The following is a 25,587-nucleotide window of genomic DNA, read 5'->3' on the forward strand; positions in this document are numbered from 1 at the left end:
ACTGGCGGCAGGGGTGCTGCGCGCGGGTCAGTTCTGCATGAAAGCCCGGGCGGCATAAGGTCCGGGACGGCTCGGCCGCTCAGACCCGGGCGATATGGTTGTCCCAGGCGCAGGCATGGCTGGTGGTGCCGAAGCGGCCCCTTTCGCTCGAACTGATGAAGCCGCTGCCGCTCGCCTGCAGGCCGCAGGTGCGCGGGGCGGTTTCGAGCGCCAGCGGCTGGCCGGAGCGGGTGTCGAGCGTGAGCACGACGCCCGATTTCGGCGAGGCCACGCCGAGCGTGACGCCGTCATTGCCGATGGCGACCGAGCCCGCATAAAGACCGAAGCGCTGCGCCACATCCGCGGGAAGATCGACCGCGACCAGACCGGCTTCCTCATCGAGCCGGGCCAGAACCGGCACCTCGTCCATCGCGTCGCCCTCGTACTGACCGCCGATCCAGACGCGGGACGACGCATCCACGGCCATGTGGCGCAGCGACAGGCGATTGAGCCGGGACGCCAGCGCATGCGACGATTTCAGCTCGCCGCTGGTCCGGTCGATGAAGACGATCGACGGCGCCATGGTTGCCAGATTGAGCTTGGCGCGGCCCTGGTCCGGATGGGTGCGGATGCCGCCATTGGCGACGCAGAGCGTGCGGCCATCGGGCATGAGCACGAGTTCGTGCGGGCCGATCCCATGGGTGGGAAACTCGCCGATACGCGCAAAACCGTCGGTGGCGTCGTAGACGCCGATCATGCCATCCCCGGTCTCATAGGCGTTTTCGGCGGCGTAGAGCAGCCGGCCATCGGGCGAGAACGCGCCATGGCCGTAGAAATGCCGGTCGGCGGGGGTATGGAAGAGAAGCGGCCGGGCTTCGGCGCGCGTGTGCAAGGCGACGGCGAAATTGCCCGGACGTCGCGCAAAGGCCACCAGCCAGTCGGCGGTGGCGTGGGTGGCAAATCCATGGCCGCGGCCCGGCAGATCGTGGGCCGAGACCCGGGCACCGTCGCGATCGAGAATGGCCACGCCATAGGCGCCCTTGGCGTCCATGTAGGCTGCCGCGAACAGAAGCTCCGAAGCGGCCAGCCGCTCGGCGCCAGCGGGCGTGAGTGCGCTCAGCCAGGCAAGGCCTGCCCCGGCCAGGAACGTGCGCCGCTCAAGGACGATCCGGCTCAATCGCCATCTCCGAAGGAGAAGCCGACCGCAAGCCCGCCGGCCTGGGCGAACTCCTGGTCGAGCCGGTCGATGACGATCTTGATGGCATAGGCCAGATAGACCAGCCTGTCCCGCTGCTTCGGGTCGGCCAGCAGGGTCTCGACCGGTGCATCGAGGCTGTCGGCGGTCCTGACCGCCTGGGTGAATTCGAAGCGGATCTGATCGGGAAGCCGCGGCGCGCTTTCCTCGGCGACCACTTCGATCCCGCTTTCGTTGAACAGCGATTCAAGCCCGGCAATGCCGGCGCTGATCGACGGCAGGGTCATCTCCGAGCGCCAGTACAGCGCCGATTTCGCGCGATCGTGGTCGGGCGTGTCGGGATCGAGGAAGGCGCCGATGCGGGTGTCGCGGATCGCCTCGAGACCGTGGATCATCTGCCCCAGAAGCACATTGAGCGCTTCCTCGTCGGTGCGGAACAGCGGATTGGTCGGGCCGGGCTCGCGGAACGCCGCGAGGAAGGGGCTGCCTTCGTCCCAACCGTCGATCAGCTCGGCGGAGAGATTGGCGACATTGTCGGCCGCGGCGCGGGCGAAGCGGCAGCCGTGCGCCGCCGCGGCATCCGGCGCGGACGCTGCCAGCGCCTCGCTGCCGGTGCCGAACAGGATGTATTCGAGTGCGCCCAGCCCCTGCATGGCCACGCTCTTGCCGGCAAGCGTGACAGTATCGGTGACACTTTCGTCCTGCGTGGCCAGGGCTGCCTCGACCTGTTTCCGCCCGGTGCCCTTGCGGTCGGGGAAGAACAGAATCCGCTCGAGCCGGTTGTCGGACATCACCGCCCCGAGCCGCAGCCATTCGATGCGCGACCATTCGTCGGCCGCAGCACGGAAGGCGGTGCGCGAGGCCGCCAGCGTGTCGCCCGACGGCGTGGCGCACAGGGTTGCGATTCCGCTCTCAAGATCGACCGCAGCCTGGTTGAAGGCCGCGTAGCGCGGACGCACGTAATGATCGACCATGCGGTTCAGCACCGGGGCGATCGGCGCCACCGACGCCGTCTGTGCAACCGCCGCCCCGCTGCCGATGCCAAGGCCCGCGCCTGCGAGCATCGCCGTTGCGAGAAGGAGCGGCAGCACGCGCATCACAGGCTCTCCAGGAATTTCAGAAGGGCGTCGCGGTCGGACTTCTCGAGTGCGGCAAAGCCGTCGCGCGCGGCCTGGGCCTCGCCGCCATGCCAGAGGATCGCCTCGGTCAGGTTGCGGGCACGGCCGTCATGCAGGAAGAAGGTGTGGTCGTTGACCACCTGGGTCAGGCCCACGCCCCACAGCGGCGGCGTGCGCCATTCCCGGCCGTCGGCCACGCCCACCTGCTGGCCGTCGGCCAGGCCTTCGCCCATGTCATGCAGCAGGAAATCGGAATAGGGCCAGATCAGCTGAAAGCGGTGCGCTTCCTGCTCGGCCGTGCGGGAGGTCACGAATTTCGGCGTGTGGCAGGAGGTGCAGCCGATGGCGTAGAACAGCTGCTTGCCGGCCAGCACGGTCGGGTCATCGACATCACGGCGGGCCGGCGCCGCGAGATTCTTGGAATAGAAGGTGACGAGGTCCAGCACCGGATCGGGCGCTTCGCTGACGCCGAGATCGGCCTGTTCGCCATGCGGCAGTTCCAGGCAGGCCGTTTGCGCTTCGGTGCAATCGCCGTAATTGCCGGGCACGTCGGGCGTGGAGATGCCGATATCGCCCGAAAATGCCCCGGCCGCCTGCTGGCGCACGGTGGCGTTCTGGGCTTTCCAGCCGAAGCGGCCAATGGCGAGCTCGCCGGTCGCCGGATCGCGCGCCAGCGCCACCCGTCCCGAAATGCCGTCGCCGTCGCGGTCGTCAGGATCGGCGAGCGCGATGATGTCGGCGGGGTGAATGGCTTCGACCAGGCCGAGAGCGGTCATCGGCGGGGTCATGCGCGGCGACAGCGTGGTCTCGGGATCGAGCGGGCCGTAGCCGAGATCGGCGACGCTGTAGCTCGGCGCCCGCAGCGTGACCACGGTGCCGTCACCGAGTTCGACCGGAACGTCGCGGTAGTCGATCACCATCCGGCCTTCGGCCTTGAGGCCCGGCACCGCCAGATCCTGCAACTGGCCCCCGTAGACGGGGTCCGGCAGCGAGGCGGCCATATGGGTTTCGAGCGCCCGGCGCTCCTCGTCGGTGCGGGCCGGGCGGGCGAGTCTCAGGAACATGGAGGTGGCGTCGGCCGCCCCTTCCGGCGGGTGGCCGCGGCCATCCTTGATGTGGCAGCTCTGGCAGGCGCGGGCATTGAACAGCGGCCCCAGCCCGTCGGAAGCCTGGGTGGACGACGGCGCCGACACCCACAGCTTGCGGAACAGCGCATTGCCGAGCTTGAAGGTTTCTTCTTCCGCGAAGGAGATGTTGGCGCTGAACTGCGACAGCGAATCGCGGTTGACGAGCTTGGTGGTGGTGCCGGCGCCACCCTGCATGGTCTCGAATTGTTCGGGCGCGTCGAAGGACGTGGTCGGCCTGACCACCTTTTCGACACGGGCCCGATCCTTTTCCGACAGGTCGTCGCGGATGTGCGGAAGGCCGGACAGGTCCTGGGCCAAGGCCGGCCCGCCGGCGGCGAGCACGAGGCACGCCGCCAGGCCGGCAAGCAGCGAAGGCATGATTCGGCGCCCAAGCGGCGCCGCAGAAACAGGGGCTGAAAATTTCTCGGTCATGTAGCACCGCCCTGGCTTGACGCCGAGCGGCACAGAAAAATCCTGCGCCAAGATCTGGGGCCGGGACCCTGACGACGATGTCGCAACACTCATGCCTGCTCTCTTTGTTGTCAGTCCGCTTCGGCGGAAGACGCGTTCAGCAAGCCGTATTTCTGTTCGCCAAGGCTTTCGAGGAGATTGAGCTGGGTCTCGAGAAAATCGATGTGCCCTTCCTCGTCGGCGATCAGCGATTCGAACAGGTTCTTGCTGACGTAGTCGCCTTCCTTCTCGCAGATATCGCGTGATTTGGTGTAGGCGTTCCAGGCATCCTGCTCGCCGGCCAGGTCCGCCTCAAGAACTTCCTTGAGGGTCTGGCCGATCCGGAGCGGCGCCACATTCTGCATGTTCGGAAAGCCGTCGAGGAAAATGATGCGCTCGACCAGCTTGTCGGCGTGCTGCATCTCCTCGATGCTCTCGGCGCGCTCCTTGGCGGCGAGCTTGGCATAGCCCCAGTCTTCGAGAAGACGGTAGTGAAGCCAGTACTGGTTGACCGCCGAAAGCTCCAGAAACAGCGCCTCATTGAGGCAATCGACGACTTTTTTGCTCTTTTTCATGGTGTCCTATCCCGTTTTGGTGACCGAGGCTCACCCTAGAGCATTCGATTACCGGAGACGAACAACTTTTTCGGTCTTGAAGCCTTTTTTGCACGCTCCATCCGGGTGCGCTGGGCGGCGATCCGCTCGAGCAGTTCCACCACCTTGGGCGCCGGGCTTTGCATCAGTTCGTGATAGCGCCGCGTCGTTTCGACGATGATGTTGATGACGCTGGGGAAGCACCCGCAGCACTTGCCGCGGGCGCTCATCGCCTGGAACACCCGTCCAGGCGTGATCAGCTGCCACTCGTCGACCATGAGGAACTCAAGAATGACGTCCTCGATCTCCTTGCTGGTAACGATGTTGCAGCTGCACACGATCATGACGTTCTCTCTTACTTGAAGACCGCATCGGGGCTGTCGAGACTGTCGGACCCCTCGAGCTCGATGGTGCCGAGATCCAGAGCGGCGATGACGCGCTCGATCGAACGGGTCTGCTTGATCAGCCCGTCGATGGCCGCCTGCACGGTGGCATTGCCCTCGGCATTGTCGGTGGCGATCATCTGGTCATAGGCCTCGACCGTCTCGGCACGCTCGACCATCGCGTCCATGGCGGCGATGGTGGCGTCGAGATCGGCGGCGAGTTCCTTGGCGATCGCCGGATCCTTCTGCGCGACCAGCTCGGCAAGCGAGGGCCCGGTCATCTCGGTGCCGTCCGGACGGGTATAGGAGCCGGTATAGGCCGAGCGGATGCCGACGGCATCGTAGCGGTGCGAATTGTGGGTGTTGTCGGAGAAGCAGTCATGCTCCTCTTCCGGGTCGCCGAGCAGCAGGCCGAGCTTCATGCGCTCGCCGGCAAGTTCGCCATAGGACAGCGAGCCCATGCCGGTGAGGATGGTCGACAGGCCGCCGGCGACGCCGGCTTCCTCGAGCGCGGTGCGTGCGGCACCGCCGTCCTTCCAGTTGGCGGCCATTTCCTCGAGGTCGGCGACCAGCAATTCGCTGGCGGCGGCGAGATATTCGCGGCGGCGATCGCAATTGCCGTTGGTGCAGTTCTCGAGGCTGTAGTCGGTGGCCGGGCGGGCGCCGGCGCCGGGGCCGTTGCCATTGAGGTCCTGGCCCCAGAGCAGGAATTCGATGGCGTGATAGCCCGAAGCGACATTGGCCTCGATGCCGCCGGCCTCCTGCAGGGTGTCGGCGATCAGTTCCGGGGTGATCTTGCTCGCATCAATGGTCTTGCCGTTGATCTCGATCTGGCTGTTGGCGATGACATTGGCGGTGAACAGCGAGTTCTCGTCGCTTTCCGTGCCGTAGCTCGCATCGACATAATCGATCAGCCCCTCGTCGAGCGGCCAGGCGTTGACCCGGCCTTCCCAGTCGTCAACGATGGCGTTGCCGAAGCGGTAGACCTCACTCTGCTGGTAGGGAACGCGGGCGGCAAGCCATGCGGTCTTGGCGGCAGCCAGCGTGTCTTCGGTCGGTTCGGCGAGAAAAGCCTCGATGGCCGCATCCAGCGCCTGCGCGGTTGCCAGGGAATCGGCATATTTCGCTTCGGCGACGTCGGCATAGTGCTCGATCACCGCTTCCGGCGTGGTGTCCGCACGCACCGGCGCACTCAGCGCCGTGGAAGCCAGCAGTCCGAACCCTATCAGTCTTGCGAGGTTCTTCATCGTCCGTGATACTCCTTGTCTTACTCTTTTCAGTCTTGAAAATGCGTCAGTGAACCGAGCCGCTCGCCGGGCCTCCGGCATAGGCGGCCGACCGCAATTCGATATCCGCGATGGCATCGAGCGGGATCGGGGTGAGCCGCTGGCCGTGGCCAAGCAGGACCCCGGCATAAGTGCTCGCCCTGTCGATGATGTCGAAACAGGTTTCCGAACACGACAGCAGCCGGGCCGACTGCACCATGGTGACCTCATCGCCATTCTGCGCACCGGCGACCATGCCGAGCACCAGGCACTCGTCGCGACACAGATGGCCGGTGCCGGGCCGGCAGAACCGCAGCGGACAGGTCGCGCACACGCCGAGCCGGCCGATAAGCGAGGTCATCAGCTCAAGCGCATAGGCGCCGTCGGCGGCGCCGAGCGCCTGCCAATGGGCCGACCGGGCGGCATCCCAGTAGCGGCTGTCGCGATGGGCAAGGCTCGCCACGCAATTGCGGTAGCCATTGACGACCAGATTCTCCGGCTGGCGGCGAAGATAGGCCGCCGCCGGGCATTCCGTGTCCTGATGATGTGGTGTGCGCGCCATGCCGACCCCATGCCTAAAACATGAGTGATTGGGTAATGTAATTATAAAGTGGAGTCAAACAGTATAGATTAGAATGACTCCAAACTGGCGGCCCGCCGCCGGGCGCCGATCCGGTGACCGGCTCCACAGCCGCCATGTGAATGCGTGTCACACACGCGGATTTCCCTGTTTGCGGAATGGATCGGCCCACTTCACGAAATGCTGCAATCGTAAATTTCCGCGTGAATATACAATAGTCGAATAGTAACCGAGCCACGGCCATGTTTGTCTTAAGACTGCTATCACCGTAGCTACATGGCGGGACTGGGAGGTCTTGCCGTTTCCACTCCAGGGAGGATTAAATGACGAAATTCCAAGTGAATCGCCGTACGCTGATCAAATCCGGCGCGGCGATCGGCGCTGGCCTGGCGCTGCCGACGATTTTCACGAGCTCGGCGCGGGCCTATCTCAACGAGCCCAAGGGCGACACCGTCGTGCTCGGCTTCAACGTGCCGCAGACCGGCCCCTATGCCGATGAGGGTCTCGACGAACTGCGCGCGCAGGAACTGGCCGTCCAGCACCTCAACGGCGAAGGCGACGGCGGCATGCTCAACACCTTCTCCTCGAAGGTGCTCAAGGGCAACGGCATCCTCGGCAAGAAGGTGACCTTCGTGTCCGGCGACACCCAGACCAAGTCCGACGCCGCCCGCGCCTCCGCCAAGTCGATGATCGAGAAGGACGGCGCCATCATGATCAACGGCGGCTCGTCCTCGGGCGTGGCCGTGGCCGTGCAGGGCCTGTGCCAGGAAGCGGGCGTGATCTTCATGGCCGGCCTGACCCACTCCAACGACACCACCGGCAAGGACAAGAAGCGCAACGGCTTCCGCCACTTCTTCAACGCCTACATGTCCGGCCAGGCGCTGGCTCCGGTGCTGGCCAAGGCCTATGGCAGCGACCGCCGCGCCTACCACCTGACCGCCGACTACACCTGGGGCTGGACGCAGCAGGAATCGATCGCCAAGGCGACCGAAGCCATGGGCTGGGAAACCGTCAACAACGTGCTGACCCCGCTGGCTGCGACCGACTTCTCGTCCTACATCGCGCCGGTGCTCAATTCCGGTGCGGACGTGCTGGTTCTCAACCACTACGGCGGCAACATGGTCAACTCGCTGACCAACGCGGTGCAGTTCGGCCTGCGCGACAAGACCGTCAACGGCAAGCAGTTCGAAATCGTGGTTCCGCTCTATTCCGAGCTGATGGCCGCGGGCGCGGGCGCAAACGTGCGCGGCGTGTTCGGGTCGATGAACTGGAACTGGCAGCTGCAGGACGAAGGCTCCAAGGCTTTCGTCAAGTCCTTCGGCGAGAAATACGGCCGTCCGCCCTCGAACTCGGCGCATACCTGCTACGTGCAGACCCTGCTCTACGCCGATGCCGTGGAACGCGCCGGCACCTTCGATCCCTGCGGCGTCGTCGAAGCGCTCGAAGGCTTCGAGTTCGACGGCCTTGGCAACGGCCCGACGCTCTACCGCGCCGAGGACCACCAGTGCTTCAAGGACGTGCTGGTCATGAAGGGCACGGAAAACCCGACCAACGAGTACGACACGCTGGAAATCGTCGAAGTGACGCCGCGCGCCCAGGTCGAATACGCACCGGATCATCCGATGTTCGCCGGCGGCGACCTCGGCCAGTGCAACTCGGGCGCATAAGCCCCCTCACAGCTCTGCCGCGTCGCCCCTGGCGGCGCGGCTTTGTACTTGAAATGAGTTTCAAGCCGTCGCGCCCTCGCGCGCGCGGTCTGTCGATGCGGGCTTCATCATGGACGCTATCATTCTGCAAATACTGAACGGTCTGGACAAGGGCAGTGCCTACGCCATGATCGCGCTGGGGCTCACCCTGATCTTCGGCACGCTCGGCGTGGTCAATTTCGCCCACGGCGCGCTGTTCATGCTCGGCGCCTTCTGCGCGGTCACGCTGCAGCGGCTGCTGTCGCTGTCCTATACGGTCGAGGATCCGACCCAGAAAGACTTCCTGGGCAATCCGCTGAAGGTGGACACGCCCTATATCGTCAGCTGGTTCGGCGATTCGGCCGGCAACGCCATCCTCAACTGGTCGGTGCCGCTCGCCATCCTGTTCGCGATCCCCGTGATGCTGCTGATCGGCTATGTGATGGAACGCGGCCTGATCAAGCATTTCTACAAGCGGCCGCATGCCGACCAGATCCTGGTGACCTTCGGCCTTGCCATCGTCATCCAGGAAATCGTCAAGTATTTCTACGGCGCCAACCCGATCCCCACGCCCGCGCCCGACGTGTTCCGCGGCTCGGTCGATTTCGGCGTCATGATCGGCTTTGCGCCCAACGAGATCATCTACCCCTACTGGCGGCTGGTCTATTTCTTCTTCTCCGCCGCCATCATCGGTGCGGTCTTCGCCTTCCTGCGCTTCACCACCTTCGGAATGGTGGTCCGCGCCGGCATGGCCGACCGCGAAACGGTGGGACTGCTCGGCATCAACATCGACAAGCGCTTCACCATCATGTTCGGCATCGCCGCCGCGGTGGCAGGCCTGGCCGGCGTGATGTACGCCCCGATCAACTCGCCGAACTACCACATGGGCATGGATTTCCTGGTGCTCAGCTTCGTCGTGGTCGTGGTCGGCGGCATGGGCTCGCTTCCGGGCGCTGTGCTCGCCGGCTTCCTGCTCGGCGTTCTCGAGAGCTTCGCCTCGATGAACGAAATCAAGTCCGTGCTTCCGGGCATCGACCAGATCATCATTTATCTCGTTGCAATCATCATCCTTCTGACCCGGCCGCGCGGGCTGATGGGTCGCAGAGGCGTGATGGAGGAATAATTCATGCTGGGCCTGAGTAAAAAAGACACCACCTTCCTCCTGATCGTCATCTTCCTGACGCTGGCGACACCGATCCTGCTGCAGCCGTTCCCCGAAGGCTCGCCGCTGGCGCAGTTCAACGCCGGCTATCCGGACCTGATGCAGCGCTTTGCGATCTACGGCATCTTCGCGATCGGCTTCAACATCCTGTTCGGCCTGACGGGTTACCTGTCCTTCGGCCACGCGGCCTTCCTCGGGGTCGGCTCCTATTCCGTGGTCTGGATGTACAAGCTCTTGAGCTACAATGTCCTGCCCGGCCTGATCCTGGCGATCATCACCTCGGCGCTGTTCGCGCTGCTGATCGGCTATGTCTCGCTCAGGCGCTCGGGGATCTATTTCTCGATCCTGACGCTGGCCTTCGCGCAGATGTCGTTCAACCTCGCCTATTCGGTGCTGACGCCGCTGACCAACGGCGAAACCGGGCTGCAGGTCTATACCGACGACCCGCAGGTGCTGATGAGCGCCGGCGCGCCGACTTCGCCGCACCTGTTCGGCATCGTCATGAACGAGAGCACCAAGATCGACGTGAACGGCTGGCAGTTCACCTTCTCGAACGGCTACTATTTCTGCGCCATCATCGCGATCGTGGTGTTCTACCTGTCGCTGAGGATCTTCCGCTCGCCGTTCGGCATCATGCTGAGGGCAATCAAGACCAACCAGACGCGGATGAGCTATACCGGGCTCAACGCGCGGCCCTACACGCTTGCCGCCTTCGTGATCTCCGGCATGTATGCCGGTCTGGCCGGCGGCCTGCTGGCCGCGATGGACCCGCTTGCCGGTGCAGAGCGCATGCAGTGGACGGCTTCGGGCGAGGTGGTGCTGATGACCATTCTCGGCGGCGCCGGCACGCTGATGGGGCCGGTGCTGGGCGCGGGATTCATCAAATATTTCGAGAACATCTTCTCCAAGATCAACGACACCATCCTGCATTCGTGGTTCTCCGCCCTGCCCGACGGGCTCGAGGATGCGGTGGTGTTCATGCTGCACCCGTTCATCGGCAAGGGCTGGAACCTGACGCTCGGCCTGCTGTTCATGCTGGTGGTGATCTTCCTGCCGGGCGGCCTGATCGAAGGCGGCACCCGCATCTGGAACCTGGTCACCGGCAAGAGCCGCAAGACCCGGTCCATCGTCAAGGACAGCGAACACCAGCCCAAACCACCAGTTCACGTCAACTGAACCGGGGAGATCGAAGACAATGGGAATTCTCGAAGTCACGAATGTCAACAAGCGGTTCGGCGGATTGCAGGCGCTGAGCAACGTCAATCTCGATGTCGGCCAGGGCACCGTCCACGCCATCATCGGGCCCAATGGGGCTGGCAAGTCGACGCTGCTCAACGTGCTGGTGGGCAAGCTGATCCCGGATACGGGCACGGTCATGTTCAACGGCGCCTCGGTGCTCGGCCGCAAGCCCTACGAGATCAACCAGCTCGGGATTTCCCGCGTGTTCCAGACACCGGAAATCTTCGGCGATCTCACCGTGTTCGAAAACATGCTGATCCCCTGCTTTGCCAAGCGCGACGGGGCGTTCCGGCTGCATGCGCTCGAATCGATCGCCTCGGAGGCCGCCCTGATCGAGCTTGCCGAACACATGCTGCGCGAGGTCAACATGATCGACAAGCGCCACATGACGGCAAGTTCGCTGTCGCGCGGCGACAAGCGGCGGCTAGAAATGGCGATGTGCCTGGTGCAGGAGCCGAAGCTCTTGCTGCTCGACGAGCCGACCGCCGGCATGGCGCGCGCCGACACCAACAACACCATCGACCTGCTCAACCAGATCCATGACAGCCGCGAGATCACAATGGTGATCATCGAACACGACATGCATGTGGTGTTTTCGCTGGCCAAGCGCATCACGGTTCTCGCCCAGGGCACGCCGCTGGTCGAGGACACGCCCGAGAACATCAAGGGCCATCCGAAAGTCAAGGAAGCCTATCTGGGAGAGGCCGCAGCATGAGCCAACTCGAACTCCACAAGGGCCGTCAGCCCGTGACGCGGCCGGACTTTTCCAAACACGCCAACCACGCGGCGACCGCGCCCGCCTATCTCGCCGTGCACGACATCCACGCCTATTACGGCGAGAGCTACATCGTGCAGGGCGTAAGCTTCAATGTGCATGAGGGCGAGATCCTGGCGCTGCTGGGCCGCAACGGCGCGGGCAAGACCTCGACGCTGCGCACCATCGCCCAGATCGGCTCGCCGCTGATGACCCATGGCGAGGTCTGGCTCGACCATCAGCCGCTGCACCGGATGAGCGCGCACGAGGCCGCGCGCGCCGGGCTGTCGCTGGTGCCGGAAGACCGGCGCATCATTCCGGGGCTCACGGTCGAGGAGAACCTGCAGCTCGCGCAGATCGCCCCGCCGATCGGCTGGTCGATCGAACGCATCTACGAGCTGTTCCCGCGGCTCGGCGAACGGCGCAAGCAGGAGGGCGTGACGCTGTCGGGCGGCGAGCAGCAGATGCTGTCGATCGGCCGGGCGCTGGCGCGCGACATCAAGGTGCTGCTGCTCGATGAACCCTATGAGGGGCTCGCGCCGGTGATCGTCGACGAGATCGAAAAGACGCTCAACATCATCAAGCAGCAGGGCATCACCACGATCCTGGTCGAGCAGAACGCCATTCGCGCGCTCAAGCTCGCCGACCGCGCGGTGATCCTCGAATCGGGCGAAGTGGTGTTCGACGGCACCGCCGACGAAGTGCTCAACAACGAGCAGCTGCGCCACGATTACCTGGCGATCTGACACCCGCTTTATGCCAACGCGCGGTGAGCACGCCCGTGCCGCGCGTTGGCAATTGTCCGCGCGCGCCCTATAAGCTGGGGCCGTGACACAGCCCCTGCTCTATTCCTTCCGCCGTTGCCCCTATGCGATCCGCGCGCGGCTGGCGATCGCCTCGGCCGGCATCCCGGTCGAGCTGCGCGAAGTGGTGTTGCGGAACAAGCCCGAAGCCTTTCTCGCCACCTCTCCGAGCGGCACCGTGCCCTGCCTCGCGGTGGACGCAACGGCGATCGACGAGAGCCTCGACATCATGCTCTGGGCGCTCCGGCAGCACGACCCGGAGGGCTGGCTCGCCATGCCCGGGGAAGGGTTCGACTGGATCGCGCGCAATGATGGGCCATTCAAGGCCGCGCTCGACCGGACCAAATATGCAGATCGCTATCCCGGCTGCGATCCCGATGAGGAACGCCGCCGCGCCGGCGAATTCCTCACCGCGCTCGACGGGCAGATCGAGGACTGGATCTTCGGCAGGCCCACGCTTGCGGATTATGCGATCCTGCCCTTCGTCCGCCAGTTCGCCTTGATCGACAAGGCCTGGTTCGACGCGCAAGACTGGCCGGATCTCCAGGCCTGGCTTGCCCGCTTTCTCGCCTCCGATCGCTTCGAGCGGGTGATGGAGAAATACGCGCCATGGCAGCCCGGCGCCCGGCCGGTGCACTTCCCCGGGGCCGCGCCGGCGTGACCGGCAAGGCCCGCCGGATCAGGCGTCGTCCTTGCCGTGCTTGTCCCAGCCGGTGATCATCGCCCGCAACTGCGCGGTGACCGTTTCGCCGGTGGTGATCAGGTAAAGGTGACTGATCAGGAAGGCCGCGATCAGGAACGCGACGCCGACATGGATGGCGTTGACCAGCAGGATCGGCAACTCGCCCGGATAGAGATCGGGAAACGCGCCATAGACCCACAGGATCAGGCCCGAGATCCAGATCGCCGGCGCCATCGCCACCTGAAACACCAGATAGACCATCGCCTGCATTGGGTTGTGCTTGCGCTTGGGGCTCGGACGGAACGGGTGCGGCGCGCCCACGAAGATGCCCATCGCATAGAACACCATGGTCGATCCCATACGGTCGGTGGTCGGCACGTAATGGCGCCATTGGCCGGTCACCAGGTGCCAGAAGATCGCCAACACCCACAGCACCACCAGCGCGAAGGCCGCGATCACATGCAAATCGAGCGCGCGCTCGAAGCCGAGCATGTCGTAGAAACCGCGGATCTCGAACCCCGACAGCAACAGGAAGATGATCAGCGCCGCCTGGCACCAGTGCCAGAACCGCTCGAACCGGGTGAACAGATAGACGCCCCGGGGGTTTGCCCGGGGAGGTGCCGCGGGATCGATCGGTGCGAGGTCAACCATGACGCGGCCCCCTGTAGAAGAAGCTGAACCCGATGCGGGCGAAACCGTGCAGCAACACGCCGGCCAGGGTCGCGGCCAGGATCGCAAGCCCCACCCATTCGATCAGGCCCATGCCGCCGCGACGCGGCACCAGGCCGCCCGGCACATCAGCAAGCAGGCCACCCGATGCGACATGGCAGGACTGGCACCCGAGCGCCTGCTCGGCCGGCGCCACCATGTGGTTGACCGGTATCATCTGCCGGACCTTGGCGAAGGCCACCTCGCCGCTGAACGGCAGGCCCGCGGCCTTCATCCCGGCGCCGGCGGCGGCCTTCCAGTCGAAGCGGTTCCACAGGGCTTCGCCGCTGCGCCCGGCGAACCTGACCGCGGCCAGCGCGCCGCCGTCTGCATCGACCGGCACAACCGAATGCATCACCTTGACCGGCACGATGCGCGACGCGGGATCCTCCGCGTCACCGGTGTAGGACGAGATCCATGGCGAACCGGCAAAGGCGGTTTCGAGCGCCGCACTGTCGCCCCCTGCCACGCCTGCTCCGGCCGGCGCCTCGACGGCCGCGACCGGGCCGGGCAACGGGTCGCCAGGGCGATGGGTCCTGAGCTGTCCGTCGCTCCAGACCAGGGTCGGCTTCACGGAGCCCGCGGACATCAGGCTGCCCTTTTCCGAGGAATAGACGATGTCTCCGTTCCTGTCCTTGGTGATCATGGACCTGGCATCGCGCCCGAGCGTGCCGACGGTCGACCAGTCCCACAGCACCCGCGTGCCGGTTTCGCCGCGGGCGATCTCGGGAATGTGGCAGGTCTGGCAAGCGATGCGGTCGACATGGCGGTCGAGCCGCGCGCCGCCTGCAACCCGCTGATGCGGGCCGTCGGTGTGACAGCTCTGGCACGAGGCCGCGGCACCCGCCAGCGCGGGCCGTCGCGGCGCCTCGCCGGGGCCGCCGGCATAGCGGCTGCCCGCGGTGACGTGATCGCGGGTGGTGTGGCAGGTGCTGCAGGTAAAGGCGCGCCCGTCCGGACGTGGCGCCATGTGCACGTCGAGCGTGGCGGCGGGGGCGGCGAGATCGGCGTTGAGATCGCCATGCTTGACCCCGTTTCCGCCATCCGCATTGAAGTGGCAGCTGCCGCAACTTGCCCGCGTCGTGGGCCCGATGGACCGGGCTGCCGCGGCAAGATCCTTGATGTCCGGAACCGCGCCCGGCAGCCGCTGGTCATGGCACATGGAGCAGGCGGCGCCGCCCTCGTGGAAATTCGCAAGCGCCCACTTGCCGGTCGGCTCGTGGCAGGTGAGGCAATCGACCGGCGCCTTCGGTTCGCTCGAAGGGTCGAGCATCGCCGCGTCGTCGAAACGGGTGCCGGATATATGGCAGGACGAGCAGGCGCCGATATTGGACGGGACCGAAAGCAGGAAGCCGTTTGCGACATGCAGCATGCCGAGCAACTGGTCCTTGTCCTTGGCCGCGTCGCCGTCTCCCGCTTTGCCGGTGGGCCAGGTCCAGGTGTAGTGGATCGAGCCGTGAAGCTGTTCCGCCCCGGTGTTGTGGCATGTCAGGCAGGCCTGGTTGACCTCGGCGGGGGAGGCAAACGGACCGGCGAGTTCCTTGAAGCGGCTGTGATCGGCGGTGGAGGCGGGACCGCCGCCGCGTCCGGTGCGCATGGTCGCGCCGGCGGCAGCCGCAGCGTCTGGAGCCGGGGTGGCCCCCGCCCCGGCTTCGGTGGGCGACGATTGCGCCGCCGATGGCGGGGCAGCCGCAAACACCAGGCCGAATGCCAGTATCAAGCCAACAAACCAGGGCCGTTCCATTCGTGATGCCCCCTTTCCAGGCTGGGTCCCCGCGGCCGGCCTTGCCCGTCCGGCCCCCGGGGACGCACTCAAACTCAATCCGGCCGCGTCCCGATCACCTCGACGCCGCTGCCACCCTCCGCCAGATCCGCGATGCTGTCGTAGAGCAGTTGCAGCGCGTAACGGGGATTGTGGGTGTAAGCGCCCACCTGAACGGTCACGAACTGATAGTTGTAGGCCGCCTTCAAATGCCGCGGCGTCCAGGACTGATACCGGTTGGGGTACTTGGCCTCGGCCTCGTCAATGGTGCCGTTGCCGTCGGTGTCCTGGAAGAAATAGGGATAGGCATTCGGGTGATACGCAATCTCGGTGCCGGTCACGGCCTTGCCATAGCCCTTGATGGCGTCGAGCAGGCGGGTGCGCAGGGCTTCGACCTCGAAGTGGATGCCTTCCTGCACATTGCCGTTGCCGTCGAAATCGATCTTCGAGGTGCGGATCATCCGCAGCGACGCCTTGTCGCCGGCCACCACTTCCCTGTGGCATTCGCTGCAGGTGGAAACCTTCACCACCAGCTTGTGCGGGCTGTGGCAATCGGTGCAGAGCCGCGAAGCCTGGTCGTGGAAATAATAGCCCGCATAGTCCTTGCCGTCATATTCGAAGCCGCCATGGACCTCGCCGCCGAAGCGGCCGGCCGCGGAGGGGCGATAATGGATGTTGACGAAGGCAAGATCGGGCGACGGCGTATCCTCCGCGGGCGTCCCAGCCTCGGTGATCGCCTGCTTGACCTGGACGGTCGAGGCGCGGCCGCCATGGCAGGTCATGCAGCGCGCATCCGCCGTCAGCACTTCCTGCTGGACGCCGGAGGGGAAGGTGACCGAGGTCATGCTGCGCGCCACGTCATTGTGGCAGGCCATGCAGGAGATCCCCATCGCGGTGGCGGGATCGGGCGAATGCTTGGTATCGACGGTGCCCGCCGCACTGCCGTCGGCGCCGAGATAATCCATGAACCCCGCCGTCGAGTGACATTTGGAGCACATTTCCGGGATCATCTTGTCGTCTTCATGGTCCCAGTGGCGGAACGCCTCACGGGTGATATCGGCATGGGCCGAGGATCGCCAGGCATCGAGATTGGGAACGGCCGGCACGAGCGTGGATGGGGTCGGCACCTCGAACACCGGCGCGACCGGTGCCTGGTCCTGCGCCAGGGCCTGGGTGAACGGCAGCCGGACCATGCCGGACCAGGCAGCAATTCCCGCCACGGCAGCAAAGGTCACCAGAATCCGGGCTGGAAAATGCATCGCCTAGTCTCCCCTTTCCACCTGTCCCGTCGGGCACGCAGACGCATTGCAAAACGCGGGACGGATTCCGCCGCGCCGCGGCCTGCGTCGCACCCGAGCATGGGCGCGAGTCTGTCACACGAACCTGACATGTCAACCAAACACACCTGATCGTGTCTATCAAGCAGGCCACGGCTCGTTGATCAAGCCGCAGACGGCGCCACGCGTTGCGGCAACTGGTCGCGACACGCAAAAATACGCCCTCCGGCAGCTGCCACTGCCGGCGGGCGGACCATGTCAGAGATGGGAATGCGGCAGAAGCCGATCAGGCGATGCGGCGGGCCACGACCTTCTGGTAGACGCCACCGAAGAAGGTCTGCTTGCTCCACTCGAAGGAAGCCGAATCGGCGCCCATGTCGCGGATCTCGGTGTCCCACATGCTCAGCGCGAAGGGCTCGAGCCGTTCGAACAGCTTGCGATAGAAGCCGCGCAGCGGGTGCAGCCTGGCAGGACGGTGATAATCGACGAACACCGCGCGCCCGCCCGGCGCCACGCGCTGCAGCAGCGCCGTGACGATCGCCTGTTTCAGATCGTCGGGCACTTCGTGCAACAGGAAATAGCAGCTGACGACGTCATAGATGCCGTTGCCGGGCTTGGAGGCATCGGCCAGACGCACGCGGGCATGGGGCATGCCGCGGAGCTTGCGGCGGCACAAGGCGGCCTGGATCGGCGCGATATCCATGCAGTCGAGGCTTCCGGTGGGGCCGACGCGCTTTGCCACCTCGGGAATATAGGTGCCATAGACATGTGCAGCCTGCAGCACGCTCTGGCCGGTCTTGATCTCGGCGAGCGCGGCATTGCGCAGCCGCACATGATTGCCGAACAGGATGACGCCGACAATCAGCTCATTGTCGAGGATGCGGCAGTTGCGCGGATCCAGGTAGGCCCAGTTGTAGGTATTCCTGAGATACCCGGGGACTTCATGGTCTGCCGGAATGGAGCGGAGGTCGTCGGGGATCTGTAGCATCGCACAACTTTTTCGGATTATCGGCTGCCCTGGCTGGTCTTTCTGATCATGTCAGGCTGCTCGCGGTTTGAAAGCTTGGCGCCATTTGCAATGGCGGGGCGCAGGTCCGATGGTCCGAGACACAGGCACCGGGGCATTTGGAACACAAAGGGGGCTAATTGACCTCTTGCGGCGGTGAAGAACCGGCCTTGAAAGACCGGCAAGGCGGGGACGGGGTGCGGACGCAAGGCCAACACCCGCCATAAACGATAGATGGATACCGTGCCAGTGGCGAGACTTTTCATCCCTCTTATCGAATCGCGAAACTAGCATCTCGTCAGGCCACAAATCCAACATCTTACCATGCTGCGAACTCATCTCTTCGTGTAATACCGGCGACCGGATAAGCAAGAGCAAAAATGGCCGCAGATTTTCAACGAGATTACAGTCCTATTCCCCTATGGCAGCACACTCAGAGTGTCAATCTCGCTTAACACATTCGCGACCACATGCCGCGTCCGCCTGACATGCCGCAGAGCGACAGTTTCGCAGCCCCGACGAGCCCACGACAGGGCTTTCTTCCGTCAAACAGAGGCGGACGCGGAACGCTGCGAGGCAGAGGAGCCGCACCGATTCGCCCGCGGTGACAGCGGCCCTGGCGCCCGCCCGCCCAGGGCCGGAAACGCCGGGGGCCATCGCGCAGGACGGGGCCCCCGGACCTGGCAAGACGCGGGATCAGGCGGCCGCGACGATGATGATTTCGACCTTGTAGTCGGGAGTGGCCAGCTTGCTTTCGCCGGCGGCTCGCGCCGGCGTGTGGCCGGCAGGCACCCAGGAATCCCAGACCGCGTTCATCTCGGCAAAATCCTCCATGGAGGCGAGCCAGATGGTGGCCTGGAGGATCCTGGTCTTGTCCGAACCGCAGCGCGCCAGCTGATCGTCGATGCCGGCAAGAATCGCCTGCGTCTGTGCGGTCACGCTTTCGCCCGGCTTGCCCACCTGGCCGGCCAGATAGATCGTGCCGTTGTGGACGACGGCCTGGCTCATGCGCGGTCCGGTGTCGTGTCTGGTGATGTCGCTCATCCTGTGCTCCTTGCTGGTGTGTCTCAAGCGCCGTCGAATCGGCGCGGGTCGAGTGCGGCGATCGTCGCCGGGCTCAAGTCGGGGGTGCCGCCCAGGCACAACTGTGTCGTCAGGCGCGCCATCGCCGGCGCGGTCTGGATGCCGTAGCCGCCCTGCCCCGCCAGCCAGAAGAACCCTTCGCGCTCGCCGTCGAACCCGCAGACCGGGGTGCGGTCGGGCGAAAAGCTGCGCAGGCCCGCCCAACTGGTCTCGACCCGCGTGACCGGCATGGTGACGGCCTGCTCGAACCGGTAGAGCCCTTCGGCCAGATCCATCTCGTCCGCCCAGGCGTCATGCGGCTCCACCGGCGTCTCGTCGGCCGGCGAGACCATCATCTTGCCGGCCTCGGGCTTGGCGTACCAGCGCTCGCTGGCCGAGGCGACCAGCGGCCAGCTGTCGAACGCATGGCCCTCGGGTCCCGGCAGGATGGCGGCGGACCGCCGCATCGGGGTGATGGAGCGCGGCCTGGCGCCGGCGAGCAACGCCACCGGATCGGCCCAGGCACCGGCGGCATTGATGACGACCGGCGCGGCGAAGCGCCCTGCCGGCGTTGTCGCGGTCCAGACCCCGTCGGTGCGCGCCAGCGTCTCCACGCGCGCCTCCGTGACGATGCGCCCGCCGCGCTGGCGCATCAGCCGGATCAACCCCTGCAGGAAGCGGTCGACATCGATATCCATCGCGTCGCGCTCGAACGCGGCGGCCGCGATCAGCTCCGGACGCAGGATCGGGAAGAGCTCGACGGCTTCCCGCGCGGTCAGCCGCTCCATGCCGCTGGCCCCGGCGACATAGGCCTCGAGCATGGCCAGTTCATCCTCCGCCGCGATCATCAACTCGCCGCGCGGGCTCAGAAGGCTCGTCTCGCTCACGCCCTCCGGCTGTTCGAGGAAGCCGTGGGCGGCGGCGTTCAGCGCCCTCAGCGTCGCATTGCCGTAGTTGCGGATATAGATCGCCGCTGTCCGGCCGGTGGCGTGAAAGCCGGTCGTGCTTTCGGCTTCCAGAACGATCACCCGCGCCGTCTCCGACAGGAAGGCGGCCGCGGAAATGCCGGCGATGCCGCCGCCGATCACGAGGAAATCGCAGGTCTCGGTCATGCGCCCTTGAACCCTTCCAGAAAGCTGCGCAGATTGTGGCCGAGCTCATCGCTGAGATAGCCGCCTTCCTGCACCAGCAATGTGGGCAGCCCCATCTTGGCGATCGCAGCCCCGATACGCGCGAAGCCCGGCGTGGTCACGGCCAGCCCTTTCAGCGGGTCGTTCTCGTAGGCATCGAGACCCAGCGCGACGACGAGGACATCGGCGCTGAAATCGGCAATCCGCGCGAGCGCCGTGTCGAGCGTTTCGAGATAGGCGTCGTCGCCGGTTCCGCGTTCGAGCGGCAGGTTGAGATTGTAGCCGAGCCCTTCGCCTTCGCCGCGCTCATGGGCATGACCCCAGTAGAACGGATAGAAGCGGAGCGGATCGGCATGGATCGACACCGTGAGCACGTCCTTGCGGCGGTAGAAGATTCCTTGCGTGCCGTTGCCGTGATGGACGTCGACGTCGAGGATCGCCGCGCGCAATCCGCGCCGCGTCAACGCATCCGCCGCGATGCCCGAATTGTTGAGGAAGCAGAACCCGCCGGCGAGGTCGGCGAAGGCATGGTGGCCGGGCGGACGGCTGAGCGCATAGACGGCCCTCTCGCCCCCCGCCACCGCGGCAACGCCCGAAAGGGCCGTCTGCGCCGACCAGTAGGCCGATTCCCAGGTGCCCGCCGAGATCGGGCACGAGGTGTCGGTCTGGTGGTAGCCGGCCTGGCCCACCGCCGAACGCGGATAGCTGTCGGTCCGGTTGGCCGGATGGACATTGGGGATGACCTCGTCGGCGGCGCCGCCCATCTGGGTCCAGCGCTGGTGGATGGTGCGCAGGAAGGTCAGGTATTCGGCCGAATGAATCGCGGCGATCGGACCGAGGCCATGATCCTCCGGCGCCTCGAACCGGCAGCCGGCGGCTTCCGCCCCGCCCTTCAGCACCTCGATCCGGCGCGGCTGCTCCGGATTGGCGAGCCGGCTGCCATGGGCCATGAAGTGTTTCGGATCGTGCGCCGCCTGGCGCGTGTCGAGGATGGCTTTCATCGGTTCTTTCCCGGGTTCCTGGTGTCTTCGTGTCGCGGTCAGAACGCCGTTCTGTCCGCGCCCTTGAGGCCGAGCATTTCGCGCGCCTCCGCAGGGCTCGCGACGGTGCGGCCGAGCCCTTCGACGATGTCGCGGATCCTGGCGACCTGTTCGGCATTGGACCGGGCGAGCTGCCCGCGCCCGATCATCAGGCTGTCTTCCAGCCCCACGCGCACATGCCCGCCCATCGCCGCCGCGATCGTCGCCATCGGCATCTGCTGCCGTCCCGCCGCGAGCACCGAGAAGCGGTAATCGTCGGCGAACAGCTTGTCGGCCATGCGCTTCATGTGGACGAGGTTGTCGGGATCCGCGCCGATGCCGCCAAGCACGCCGAAAACGAACTGGATGAAGAACGGCGGCTTGACCATCTGCCGGTCGGCGAAGTGCCTGAGCATGTAGAGATGGCCGATATCGTAGCATTCGAACTCGAAGCGGGCGCCGCACCGTTCCCCCATTTCGGTGAGCACATGGGCAATGTCGCGGGGCGTGTTGCGGAAGATCAGGTCGTCGGACTGTTCCAGGAAGGGCTTTTCCCAGTCATGTTTCCAGTCGGTGATCCTCTCGGCCGCCGGATAGAGCGCGAAATTCATCGTGCCCATGTTGAGCGAGCACATTTCCGGCTCGGCGAGCATCGGCGCCGCCAGCCGCTCTTCAAGGCTCATCCGCGCGCTGCCGCCCGTGGTCAGGTTGATCACCGCATCGCTCTGCTGCCTGATGCGTGGCAGGAAAGCCATGAAATGCTCGGGCAGGGCCGAGGGGCGGCCGTCCTGCGGATCGCGCGCATGCAGATGCAGGATCGACGCGCCGGCTTGCGCCGCAGCCACCGACTGCCCGGCGATCTCCGCGGCGGTGACCGGCAGATGCGGCGACATCGACGGGGTATGGATCGAGCCCGTCACCGCGCAGGTGATGATGATCTTGTCCATACCCTGGCCTCACGCGCCCCGGTCGAGCAGCGGCCCGATCTCGGCCTCGAGTTCGGCCAGCGAAAGCGTCAGCATCTCGATGATCTCGTCGACATGGGCCTCCGTGGCGATCATCGGCGGACAGACGAGGAAATGATCGCCCGCATAGCCGCCGCGCGTGCGCCGCGAATAGATGATCAGCCCCTTGGAATAGGCGATCTCGACCAGCTTGTCGTAAAGCCCGAGCGAGGCGGGGAAAGGCGTCATCGTGGCGCGGTCGGAGACCAGTTCGAAGGCGAGCAGCAGCCCCTCGCCACGCACGTCGCCGACAAAGGGGAAGCGCTGCATCAGCCCTTGCAGCCGCGCCTTGAGCAGCGCGCCGATGGCGGTCGCGTTCGCCATCAGTCCGCTTCTCTCGATCTCCTCGAGCACGGCAAGCCCCGCCGCACAGGCGAGCGGATTGCCGGCATAGGTGTAGCCGTGAATGAAGCCGCCGTCGTCGAGCACCGCATCGACGATGCGATCCTGCGCCATCATCGCGCCGAGCGGCGCGTAGCCCGCGGCAAACCCCTTGGAGACCACCAGGATGTCGGGATCGACGTTCCAGTGCTCACCGGCAAAGAACTTGCCGGTGCGGCCGCCGCCCGACATCACCTCGTCATGAATCAGAAGCACGCCGTATCTCGAACAGATCTCGCGGATGGCCTGCATGTAGCCCGCCGGCGGCACCAGCGCGCCGGTGGAGGCGCCCCCCACCGGTTCGACGATGAAGGCGAGCACCGTCTCGGGGCCTTCCTCGAGGATCTTGCGTTCGAGCATGGCCGCGTAGTGGGCGCCGGTCGCAGGGTCGTGCGGATCGAGCCCGTCGAGATAGGCCCGCGGCGCCGGGATCTTCGGCATCGGCCGCATCATCGCCTCGAAGGGCGCCGTCATCGGCGTGTAGCCGGTGACCGCCAGCGCACCGAGCGTGGCACCATGATAGCTCGGGAACCGGGAAATCACCTTCCAGCGCAGGCCCTCGCCCTGGGTGACCGCATATTGCCGGGCGAGCTTGATCGCGCTCTCCACCGCTTCCGAGCCGCCGGAGACGAAAAAGGCCCGCTCCATGCCCTTCGGCGCCAGTTCGGCGGCCTTGGCGGCGAGCTTCTCGGCCGGTTCGGTCTCGAAATGCAACCGGTAGCCGAAGGTGGATTTTTCCATCTGCCGGCGCATCGCCTCGAGCACCCGCTCGTTGGAATGGCCGATATTGCAGACCATGGCGCCGGAAGAGCCGTCGAGATAGCGCTTGCCGTCGACATCCCAGAGATAGACGCCACGCGCCTGGTCGAGCACCGGACGACGCCGGCGGGTCTGGTAGAAGAGATGGCTTTTGGGTCGTTCGGGAGAAGGGGTCATGCAGGCAGCACCGTACAGTCCGCAGGCCTGAAGGAGGCGGTGACCTCGCGCCCTGCGGCATGCGGATGCGTGTCGATCATGTTGATGGCCTGCAGCTGCAGGCCGCCGAGCCGGATGAAGTAGCGCGCCGCCTGGCCCTGGTAGTCCACGGTGTCGACGGTGGCCGAATGCGCCACCTCGCCATGGACGGGCTGGGACGCGCTCAGCGCGATCTTTTCCGCCCTGAGCACCAGCTTGACCGGCCCCGTGGCGCTGACCTTCGGCCCGCGATCCGAGGGGATGACGATGCGGCCGAGATCGGGCGTTTCAAGCACCATCGACGTCGCGTCGCGTTGCGTGCACCGGGCGTCGACGATGTTGGAGGCGCCGAGAAACCTGGCGACGAATTCGCTGGCGGGCGTATTGTAGACCTCTTCGGGAGCGCCCATCTGCTCGACCCTGCCGGCCGACATCACCACAATCTGGTCGGACATGGCGAGCGCCTCGGACTGGTCGTGGGTAACGAAGACGGTGGTGACGCCGATGCGCTCCTGGATGCGCTTGAGTTCCACGCGCATGTCCTCGCGCAGATTGGCATCGAGCGCGGACAGGGGTTCATCGAGCAGCAGCACGTCCGGCTCGATGACGATGGCACGGGCGAGCGCGATGCGTTGCTGCTGGCCGCCCGAGAGTTCGCGCGGATAGCGCCCGGCCACATGCGGCAACTGCACGAGATCCAGCGCATCCTTCACCTTGCGGTCGATGTCGGACTTGCCGACGCCGCGATATTTCAGCCCGAAGGCAATGTTGTCGGCCACCGTCTTGTGCGGAAACAGCGCGTAATTCTGGAACACGAGGCCGAGATTGCGCTTGTGGATCGGCACGTCGTTGACGCGCTTGCCGCCGATCTCGATCTCGCCCGCGGAGGGGTCGAGAAGTCCGGCGATCATCCTGAGCGTCGTCGTCTTGCCGCAGCCCGAGGGGCCGAGAAGCGTGACGAAGCCGCCTTCGGGCATTTCCAGCGACATGCGGTGGACGGCGACATAGTCGCCAAAGCGCTTTTCGATATCGGTGAGTTTGACGGTGCTCAAGACTCTGGCCTTCCGATGGGGACAGGGTCGGCCCCCGCGCGAGCGCGGGGACCGATGAAACAGGACCTGGCTCAGTAGCCCTTCTGGATGCGGCCGAATTCCTTCGACCATTCGGCCTCGTGGCCGTTCCAGTAGTCCGGATTGGCGAAGGTCAGCCCGGCAAGCGTTCCGCTGGGGTCGAAAGCGGGCAGCGTCGGGATCTTCTTGCCGAGATCGACCTTCTGCGGATCGAGCGCCGGCGGATAGTTCTGTCCTTCGGCAACCGCGATCGAGGTTTCCGGCGCCAGCATGAAGTTCAGGAGTTCCTCGCATTCGGGCATCGGCGAGCCCTTGATGACGAAGAGGCATTCCTGCCAGCCGAAGCCGTTGGGCGGATCGAAATAGCCGATGTCGTGGCCCTGCTCCTGCAGCGCGTAGATGCGGCCCGACCAGCCTTCCGTCACATAGATCTCTTCCTCGGCCAGGAGGCTCATCAGTTCCGCCCCCGAGCCCCAGTATTTGAGCAGGAGGTCGCGGTGGGTGCGCAGCGCTTCCCAGATCGCATCCATATCGGTGGCATTGTTCGGATCCTGGTCGGTTTGCAGCGAGGCGTACCAGATGCGGGTGCGCCAGTCGGCCCAGCCGGCGATCTTGCCCTTGTACTTCTCGTCGAGCAGGATCTTGGCGCCCTTCTCCTTGATCTCGTCTTCCGAGATGTGCTTGCGGTTATAGGCGAGACCGGTGGTGCCGTAGTCGTAGGGCACGCAGGAGATCTTGCCGCCGGTGATCGGCCGGAACACGTCGACCAGCTTCGGGATCACGTATTTGAGGTTCGGGATGTTGTCCTCGTTGAGCTCCGAAGCGAGACCGAGGCCGGCATAGCGGGCATAGTCGAAGACGCCGGACAGGTGGGCGATGTTGTATTCGCCGGGCTGGCTGGCCTTGACCCGCGAGAGATATTCGTCACCGCCGCCGAAGGTGCCGTCGACCACCTTGACGCCGGTCTTCTCGGTATAGGGATCGAAGGCAAGTTTGCGGAAAGCTTCCGAGACCACGCCGCCCCAGCCGTCGAAGCGGACCTGGGATGCGGCCGCGCGCGCCTCGCCGACGAAGGGCGTGCGCACGCCGAAGGCGAGGCCGGCCGCGCCGATCAGGCCGAGGAAGACGCGGCGGTCGAGATCGCCGTTGAGATAGCGTTCGCGGAGGCGTTCATAGCGTTTGGTACTGTCCATCTGTTT

The 25,587-nt window shown here is 65.4% G+C and carries 24 protein-coding genes; 6 read left to right on the forward strand and 18 right to left on the reverse strand.

The features are described 5' to 3' along the window. Positions 1-79: 79 nt before the first annotated feature. The 7 genes from AWJ14_RS17140 to AWJ14_RS17170 all read right to left on the reverse strand — a co-directional run bounded on the left by AWJ14_RS17140 (position 80) and on the right by AWJ14_RS17170 (position 6,672). Positions 80-1,156, reverse strand: a complete 1,077-nt coding sequence (locus tag AWJ14_RS17140) for a DUF1513 domain-containing protein (protein ID WP_066182008.1) — start codon at positions 1,154-1,156, stop codon at positions 80-82. After that, positions 1,153-2,271, reverse strand: coding sequence for an imelysin family protein (locus AWJ14_RS17145; RefSeq protein ID WP_066182011.1), 1,119 nt, complete (start codon positions 2,269-2,271; stop codon positions 1,153-1,155). The genes AWJ14_RS17140 and AWJ14_RS17145 overlap by 4 nt, the downstream gene beginning before the upstream one ends. Then, the gene (locus AWJ14_RS17150; protein ID WP_245304345.1) at positions 2,271-3,797 is read right to left on the reverse strand and encodes a di-heme oxidoreductase family protein; all 1,527 of its coding nucleotides are present in this window, start codon (positions 3,795-3,797) and stop codon (positions 2,271-2,273) included. Before AWJ14_RS17150 ends, AWJ14_RS17145 begins: the two co-directional genes overlap by 1 nt. A gap of 164 nt (positions 3,798-3,961) precedes the next feature. Then, positions 3,962-4,444, reverse strand: coding sequence for a bacterioferritin (gene bfr / locus AWJ14_RS17155; RefSeq protein WP_066182014.1), 483 nt, complete (start codon positions 4,442-4,444; stop codon positions 3,962-3,964). 35 nt (positions 4,445-4,479) lie between these two features. After that, entirely contained in the window at positions 4,480-4,806 is a 327-nt protein-coding gene (locus AWJ14_RS23065; protein WP_066182017.1) for a (2Fe-2S)-binding protein, read from the reverse strand. Positions 4,807-4,817: 11 nt separating this feature from the next. Next, on the reverse strand, positions 4,818-6,092 hold the full coding sequence (locus AWJ14_RS17165) for an imelysin family protein (protein ID WP_066182021.1): 1,275 nt from the start codon (positions 6,090-6,092) through the stop codon (positions 4,818-4,820). Between the two features lie 46 nt (positions 6,093-6,138). Further along, complete coding sequence (locus AWJ14_RS17170; RefSeq protein WP_066182024.1) at positions 6,139-6,672, reverse strand: hypothetical protein; 534 nt, start codon at positions 6,670-6,672, stop codon at positions 6,139-6,141. A gap of 341 nt (positions 6,673-7,013) precedes the next feature. Between AWJ14_RS17170 and AWJ14_RS17175 the strand changes: the two genes are divergently transcribed. The 6 genes from AWJ14_RS17175 to AWJ14_RS17200 all read left to right on the forward strand — a co-directional run bounded on the left by AWJ14_RS17175 (position 7,014) and on the right by AWJ14_RS17200 (position 12,994). Continuing rightward, the gene (locus AWJ14_RS17175; RefSeq protein ID WP_066182025.1) at positions 7,014-8,357 is read left to right on the forward strand and encodes a substrate-binding protein; all 1,344 of its coding nucleotides are present in this window, start codon (positions 7,014-7,016) and stop codon (positions 8,355-8,357) included. 109 nt (positions 8,358-8,466) lie between these two features. Continuing rightward, a complete protein-coding gene (locus AWJ14_RS17180) occupies positions 8,467-9,498 on the forward strand; it encodes a branched-chain amino acid ABC transporter permease (RefSeq protein WP_066182027.1) in 1,032 nt (343 codons plus the stop codon). Positions 9,499-9,501: 3 nt separating this feature from the next. Beyond that, positions 9,502-10,713: a branched-chain amino acid ABC transporter permease gene (locus tag AWJ14_RS17185; protein WP_066182030.1), complete on the forward strand. Its 1,212-nt coding sequence runs from the start codon at positions 9,502-9,504 to the stop codon at positions 10,711-10,713. Positions 10,714-10,732: 19 nt separating this feature from the next. After that, positions 10,733-11,491 carry an ABC transporter ATP-binding protein gene (locus AWJ14_RS17190; protein ID WP_066182033.1) on the forward strand — a complete coding sequence of 253 codons (759 nt, stop codon included), beginning with the start codon at positions 10,733-10,735 and terminating at the stop codon, positions 11,489-11,491. Then, positions 11,488-12,276: an ABC transporter ATP-binding protein gene (locus AWJ14_RS17195; RefSeq protein WP_066182037.1), complete on the forward strand. Its 789-nt coding sequence runs from the start codon at positions 11,488-11,490 to the stop codon at positions 12,274-12,276. The genes AWJ14_RS17190 and AWJ14_RS17195 overlap by 4 nt, the downstream gene beginning before the upstream one ends. A gap of 82 nt (positions 12,277-12,358) precedes the next feature. Next, a complete protein-coding gene (locus AWJ14_RS17200; RefSeq protein ID WP_066182039.1) occupies positions 12,359-12,994 on the forward strand; it encodes a glutathione S-transferase in 636 nt (211 codons plus the stop codon). A gap of 18 nt (positions 12,995-13,012) precedes the next feature. Here the strand turns inward: AWJ14_RS17200 and AWJ14_RS17205 are convergent, their stop codons facing one another. From AWJ14_RS17205 to AWJ14_RS17255, 11 genes are all read right to left on the reverse strand, one after another. After that, on the reverse strand, positions 13,013-13,666 hold the full coding sequence (locus AWJ14_RS17205) for a cytochrome b/b6 domain-containing protein (RefSeq protein WP_066182041.1): 654 nt from the start codon (positions 13,664-13,666) through the stop codon (positions 13,013-13,015). Next, positions 13,659-15,443, reverse strand: a complete 1,785-nt coding sequence (locus tag AWJ14_RS17210; protein WP_171904901.1) for a multiheme c-type cytochrome — start codon at positions 15,441-15,443, stop codon at positions 13,659-13,661. The genes AWJ14_RS17205 and AWJ14_RS17210 overlap by 8 nt, the downstream gene beginning before the upstream one ends. A gap of 98 nt (positions 15,444-15,541) precedes the next feature. Continuing rightward, on the reverse strand, positions 15,542-16,744 hold the full coding sequence (locus tag AWJ14_RS17215) for a cytochrome c3 family protein (protein WP_245304346.1): 1,203 nt from the start codon (positions 16,742-16,744) through the stop codon (positions 15,542-15,544). 304 nt (positions 16,745-17,048) lie between these two features. Then, on the reverse strand, positions 17,049-17,750 hold the full coding sequence (rquA, locus tag AWJ14_RS17220; RefSeq protein ID WP_066182047.1) for a rhodoquinone biosynthesis methyltransferase RquA: 702 nt from the start codon (positions 17,748-17,750) through the stop codon (positions 17,049-17,051). Between the two features lie 714 nt (positions 17,751-18,464). Then, positions 18,465-18,812 (reverse strand): RidA family protein, encoded by a 348-nt coding sequence (locus tag AWJ14_RS17225; protein WP_066182050.1) that lies wholly within the window; start codon positions 18,810-18,812, stop codon positions 18,465-18,467. A gap of 23 nt (positions 18,813-18,835) precedes the next feature. Then, positions 18,836-19,942, reverse strand: coding sequence for an NAD(P)/FAD-dependent oxidoreductase (locus AWJ14_RS17230; protein WP_066182053.1), 1,107 nt, complete (start codon positions 19,940-19,942; stop codon positions 18,836-18,838). Beyond that, positions 19,939-20,961 carry a histone deacetylase family protein gene (locus AWJ14_RS17235; RefSeq protein WP_066182055.1) on the reverse strand — a complete coding sequence of 341 codons (1,023 nt, stop codon included), beginning with the start codon at positions 20,959-20,961 and terminating at the stop codon, positions 19,939-19,941. The genes AWJ14_RS17230 and AWJ14_RS17235 overlap by 4 nt, the downstream gene beginning before the upstream one ends. Positions 20,962-20,999: 38 nt before the next feature. Continuing rightward, entirely contained in the window at positions 21,000-21,926 is a 927-nt protein-coding gene (gene kce, locus AWJ14_RS17240; protein ID WP_066182058.1) for a 3,5-dioxohexanoate:acetyl-CoA acetone transferase, read from the reverse strand. A gap of 9 nt (positions 21,927-21,935) precedes the next feature. Then, positions 21,936-23,300 (reverse strand): aminotransferase family protein, encoded by a 1,365-nt coding sequence (locus AWJ14_RS17245; RefSeq protein ID WP_066182061.1) that lies wholly within the window; start codon positions 23,298-23,300, stop codon positions 21,936-21,938. Next, complete coding sequence (locus AWJ14_RS17250; RefSeq protein WP_066182063.1) at positions 23,297-24,370, reverse strand: ABC transporter ATP-binding protein; 1,074 nt, start codon at positions 24,368-24,370, stop codon at positions 23,297-23,299. Before AWJ14_RS17250 ends, AWJ14_RS17245 begins: the two co-directional genes overlap by 4 nt. Positions 24,371-24,441: 71 nt before the next feature. Then, complete coding sequence (locus AWJ14_RS17255; RefSeq protein WP_066182065.1) at positions 24,442-25,581, reverse strand: ABC transporter substrate-binding protein; 1,140 nt, start codon at positions 25,579-25,581, stop codon at positions 24,442-24,444. Positions 25,582-25,587 lie beyond the last annotated feature (6 nt).

This window comes from Parahoeflea olei (genome assembly GCF_001703635.1).
Lineage (GTDB): Bacteria > Pseudomonadota > Alphaproteobacteria > Rhizobiales > Rhizobiaceae > Hoeflea > Hoeflea olei.

Bases quoted from the DNA above. Each gene is read 5' to 3' on its own strand.
- AWJ14_RS17145 (WP_066182011.1), bottom strand. From the start codon at position 2,271: ATGCGCGTGCTGCCGCTCCTTCTCGCAACGGCGATGCTCGCAGGCGCG.
- AWJ14_RS17150 (WP_245304345.1), bottom strand. From the start codon at position 3,797: ATGCCTTCGCTGCTTGCCGGCCTGGCGGCGTGCCTCGTGCTCGCCGCC.
- bfr (WP_066182014.1), bottom strand. From the start codon at position 4,444: ATGAAAAAGAGCAAAAAAGTCGTCGATTGCCTCAATGAGGCGCTGTTT.
- AWJ14_RS23065 (WP_066182017.1), bottom strand. From the start codon at position 4,806: ATGATCGTGTGCAGCTGCAACATCGTTACCAGCAAGGAGATCGAGGAC.
- AWJ14_RS17165 (WP_066182021.1), bottom strand. From the start codon at position 6,092: ATGAAGAACCTCGCAAGACTGATAGGGTTCGGACTGCTGGCTTCCACG.
- AWJ14_RS17170 (WP_066182024.1), bottom strand. From the start codon at position 6,672: ATGGCGCGCACACCACATCATCAGGACACGGAATGCCCGGCGGCGGCC.
- AWJ14_RS17175 (WP_066182025.1), top strand. From the start codon at position 7,014: ATGACGAAATTCCAAGTGAATCGCCGTACGCTGATCAAATCCGGCGCG.
- AWJ14_RS17180 (WP_066182027.1), top strand. From the start codon at position 8,467: ATGGACGCTATCATTCTGCAAATACTGAACGGTCTGGACAAGGGCAGT.
- AWJ14_RS17185 (WP_066182030.1), top strand. From the start codon at position 9,502: ATGCTGGGCCTGAGTAAAAAAGACACCACCTTCCTCCTGATCGTCATC.
- AWJ14_RS17190 (WP_066182033.1), top strand. From the start codon at position 10,733: ATGGGAATTCTCGAAGTCACGAATGTCAACAAGCGGTTCGGCGGATTG.
- AWJ14_RS17195 (WP_066182037.1), top strand. From the start codon at position 11,488: ATGAGCCAACTCGAACTCCACAAGGGCCGTCAGCCCGTGACGCGGCCG.
- AWJ14_RS17205 (WP_066182041.1), bottom strand. From the start codon at position 13,666: ATGGTTGACCTCGCACCGATCGATCCCGCGGCACCTCCCCGGGCAAAC.
- AWJ14_RS17215 (WP_245304346.1), bottom strand. From the start codon at position 16,744: ATGCATTTTCCAGCCCGGATTCTGGTGACCTTTGCTGCCGTGGCGGGA.
- rquA (WP_066182047.1), bottom strand. From the start codon at position 17,750: ATGCTACAGATCCCCGACGACCTCCGCTCCATTCCGGCAGACCATGAA.
- AWJ14_RS17225 (WP_066182050.1), bottom strand. From the start codon at position 18,812: ATGAGCGACATCACCAGACACGACACCGGACCGCGCATGAGCCAGGCC.
- AWJ14_RS17230 (WP_066182053.1), bottom strand. From the start codon at position 19,942: ATGACCGAGACCTGCGATTTCCTCGTGATCGGCGGCGGCATCGCCGGC.
- AWJ14_RS17235 (WP_066182055.1), bottom strand. From the start codon at position 20,961: ATGAAAGCCATCCTCGACACGCGCCAGGCGGCGCACGATCCGAAACAC.
- kce (WP_066182058.1), bottom strand. From the start codon at position 21,926: ATGGACAAGATCATCATCACCTGCGCGGTGACGGGCTCGATCCATACC.
- AWJ14_RS17245 (WP_066182061.1), bottom strand. From the start codon at position 23,300: ATGACCCCTTCTCCCGAACGACCCAAAAGCCATCTCTTCTACCAGACC.
- AWJ14_RS17255 (WP_066182065.1), bottom strand. From the start codon at position 25,581: ATGGACAGTACCAAACGCTATGAACGCCTCCGCGAACGCTATCTCAAC.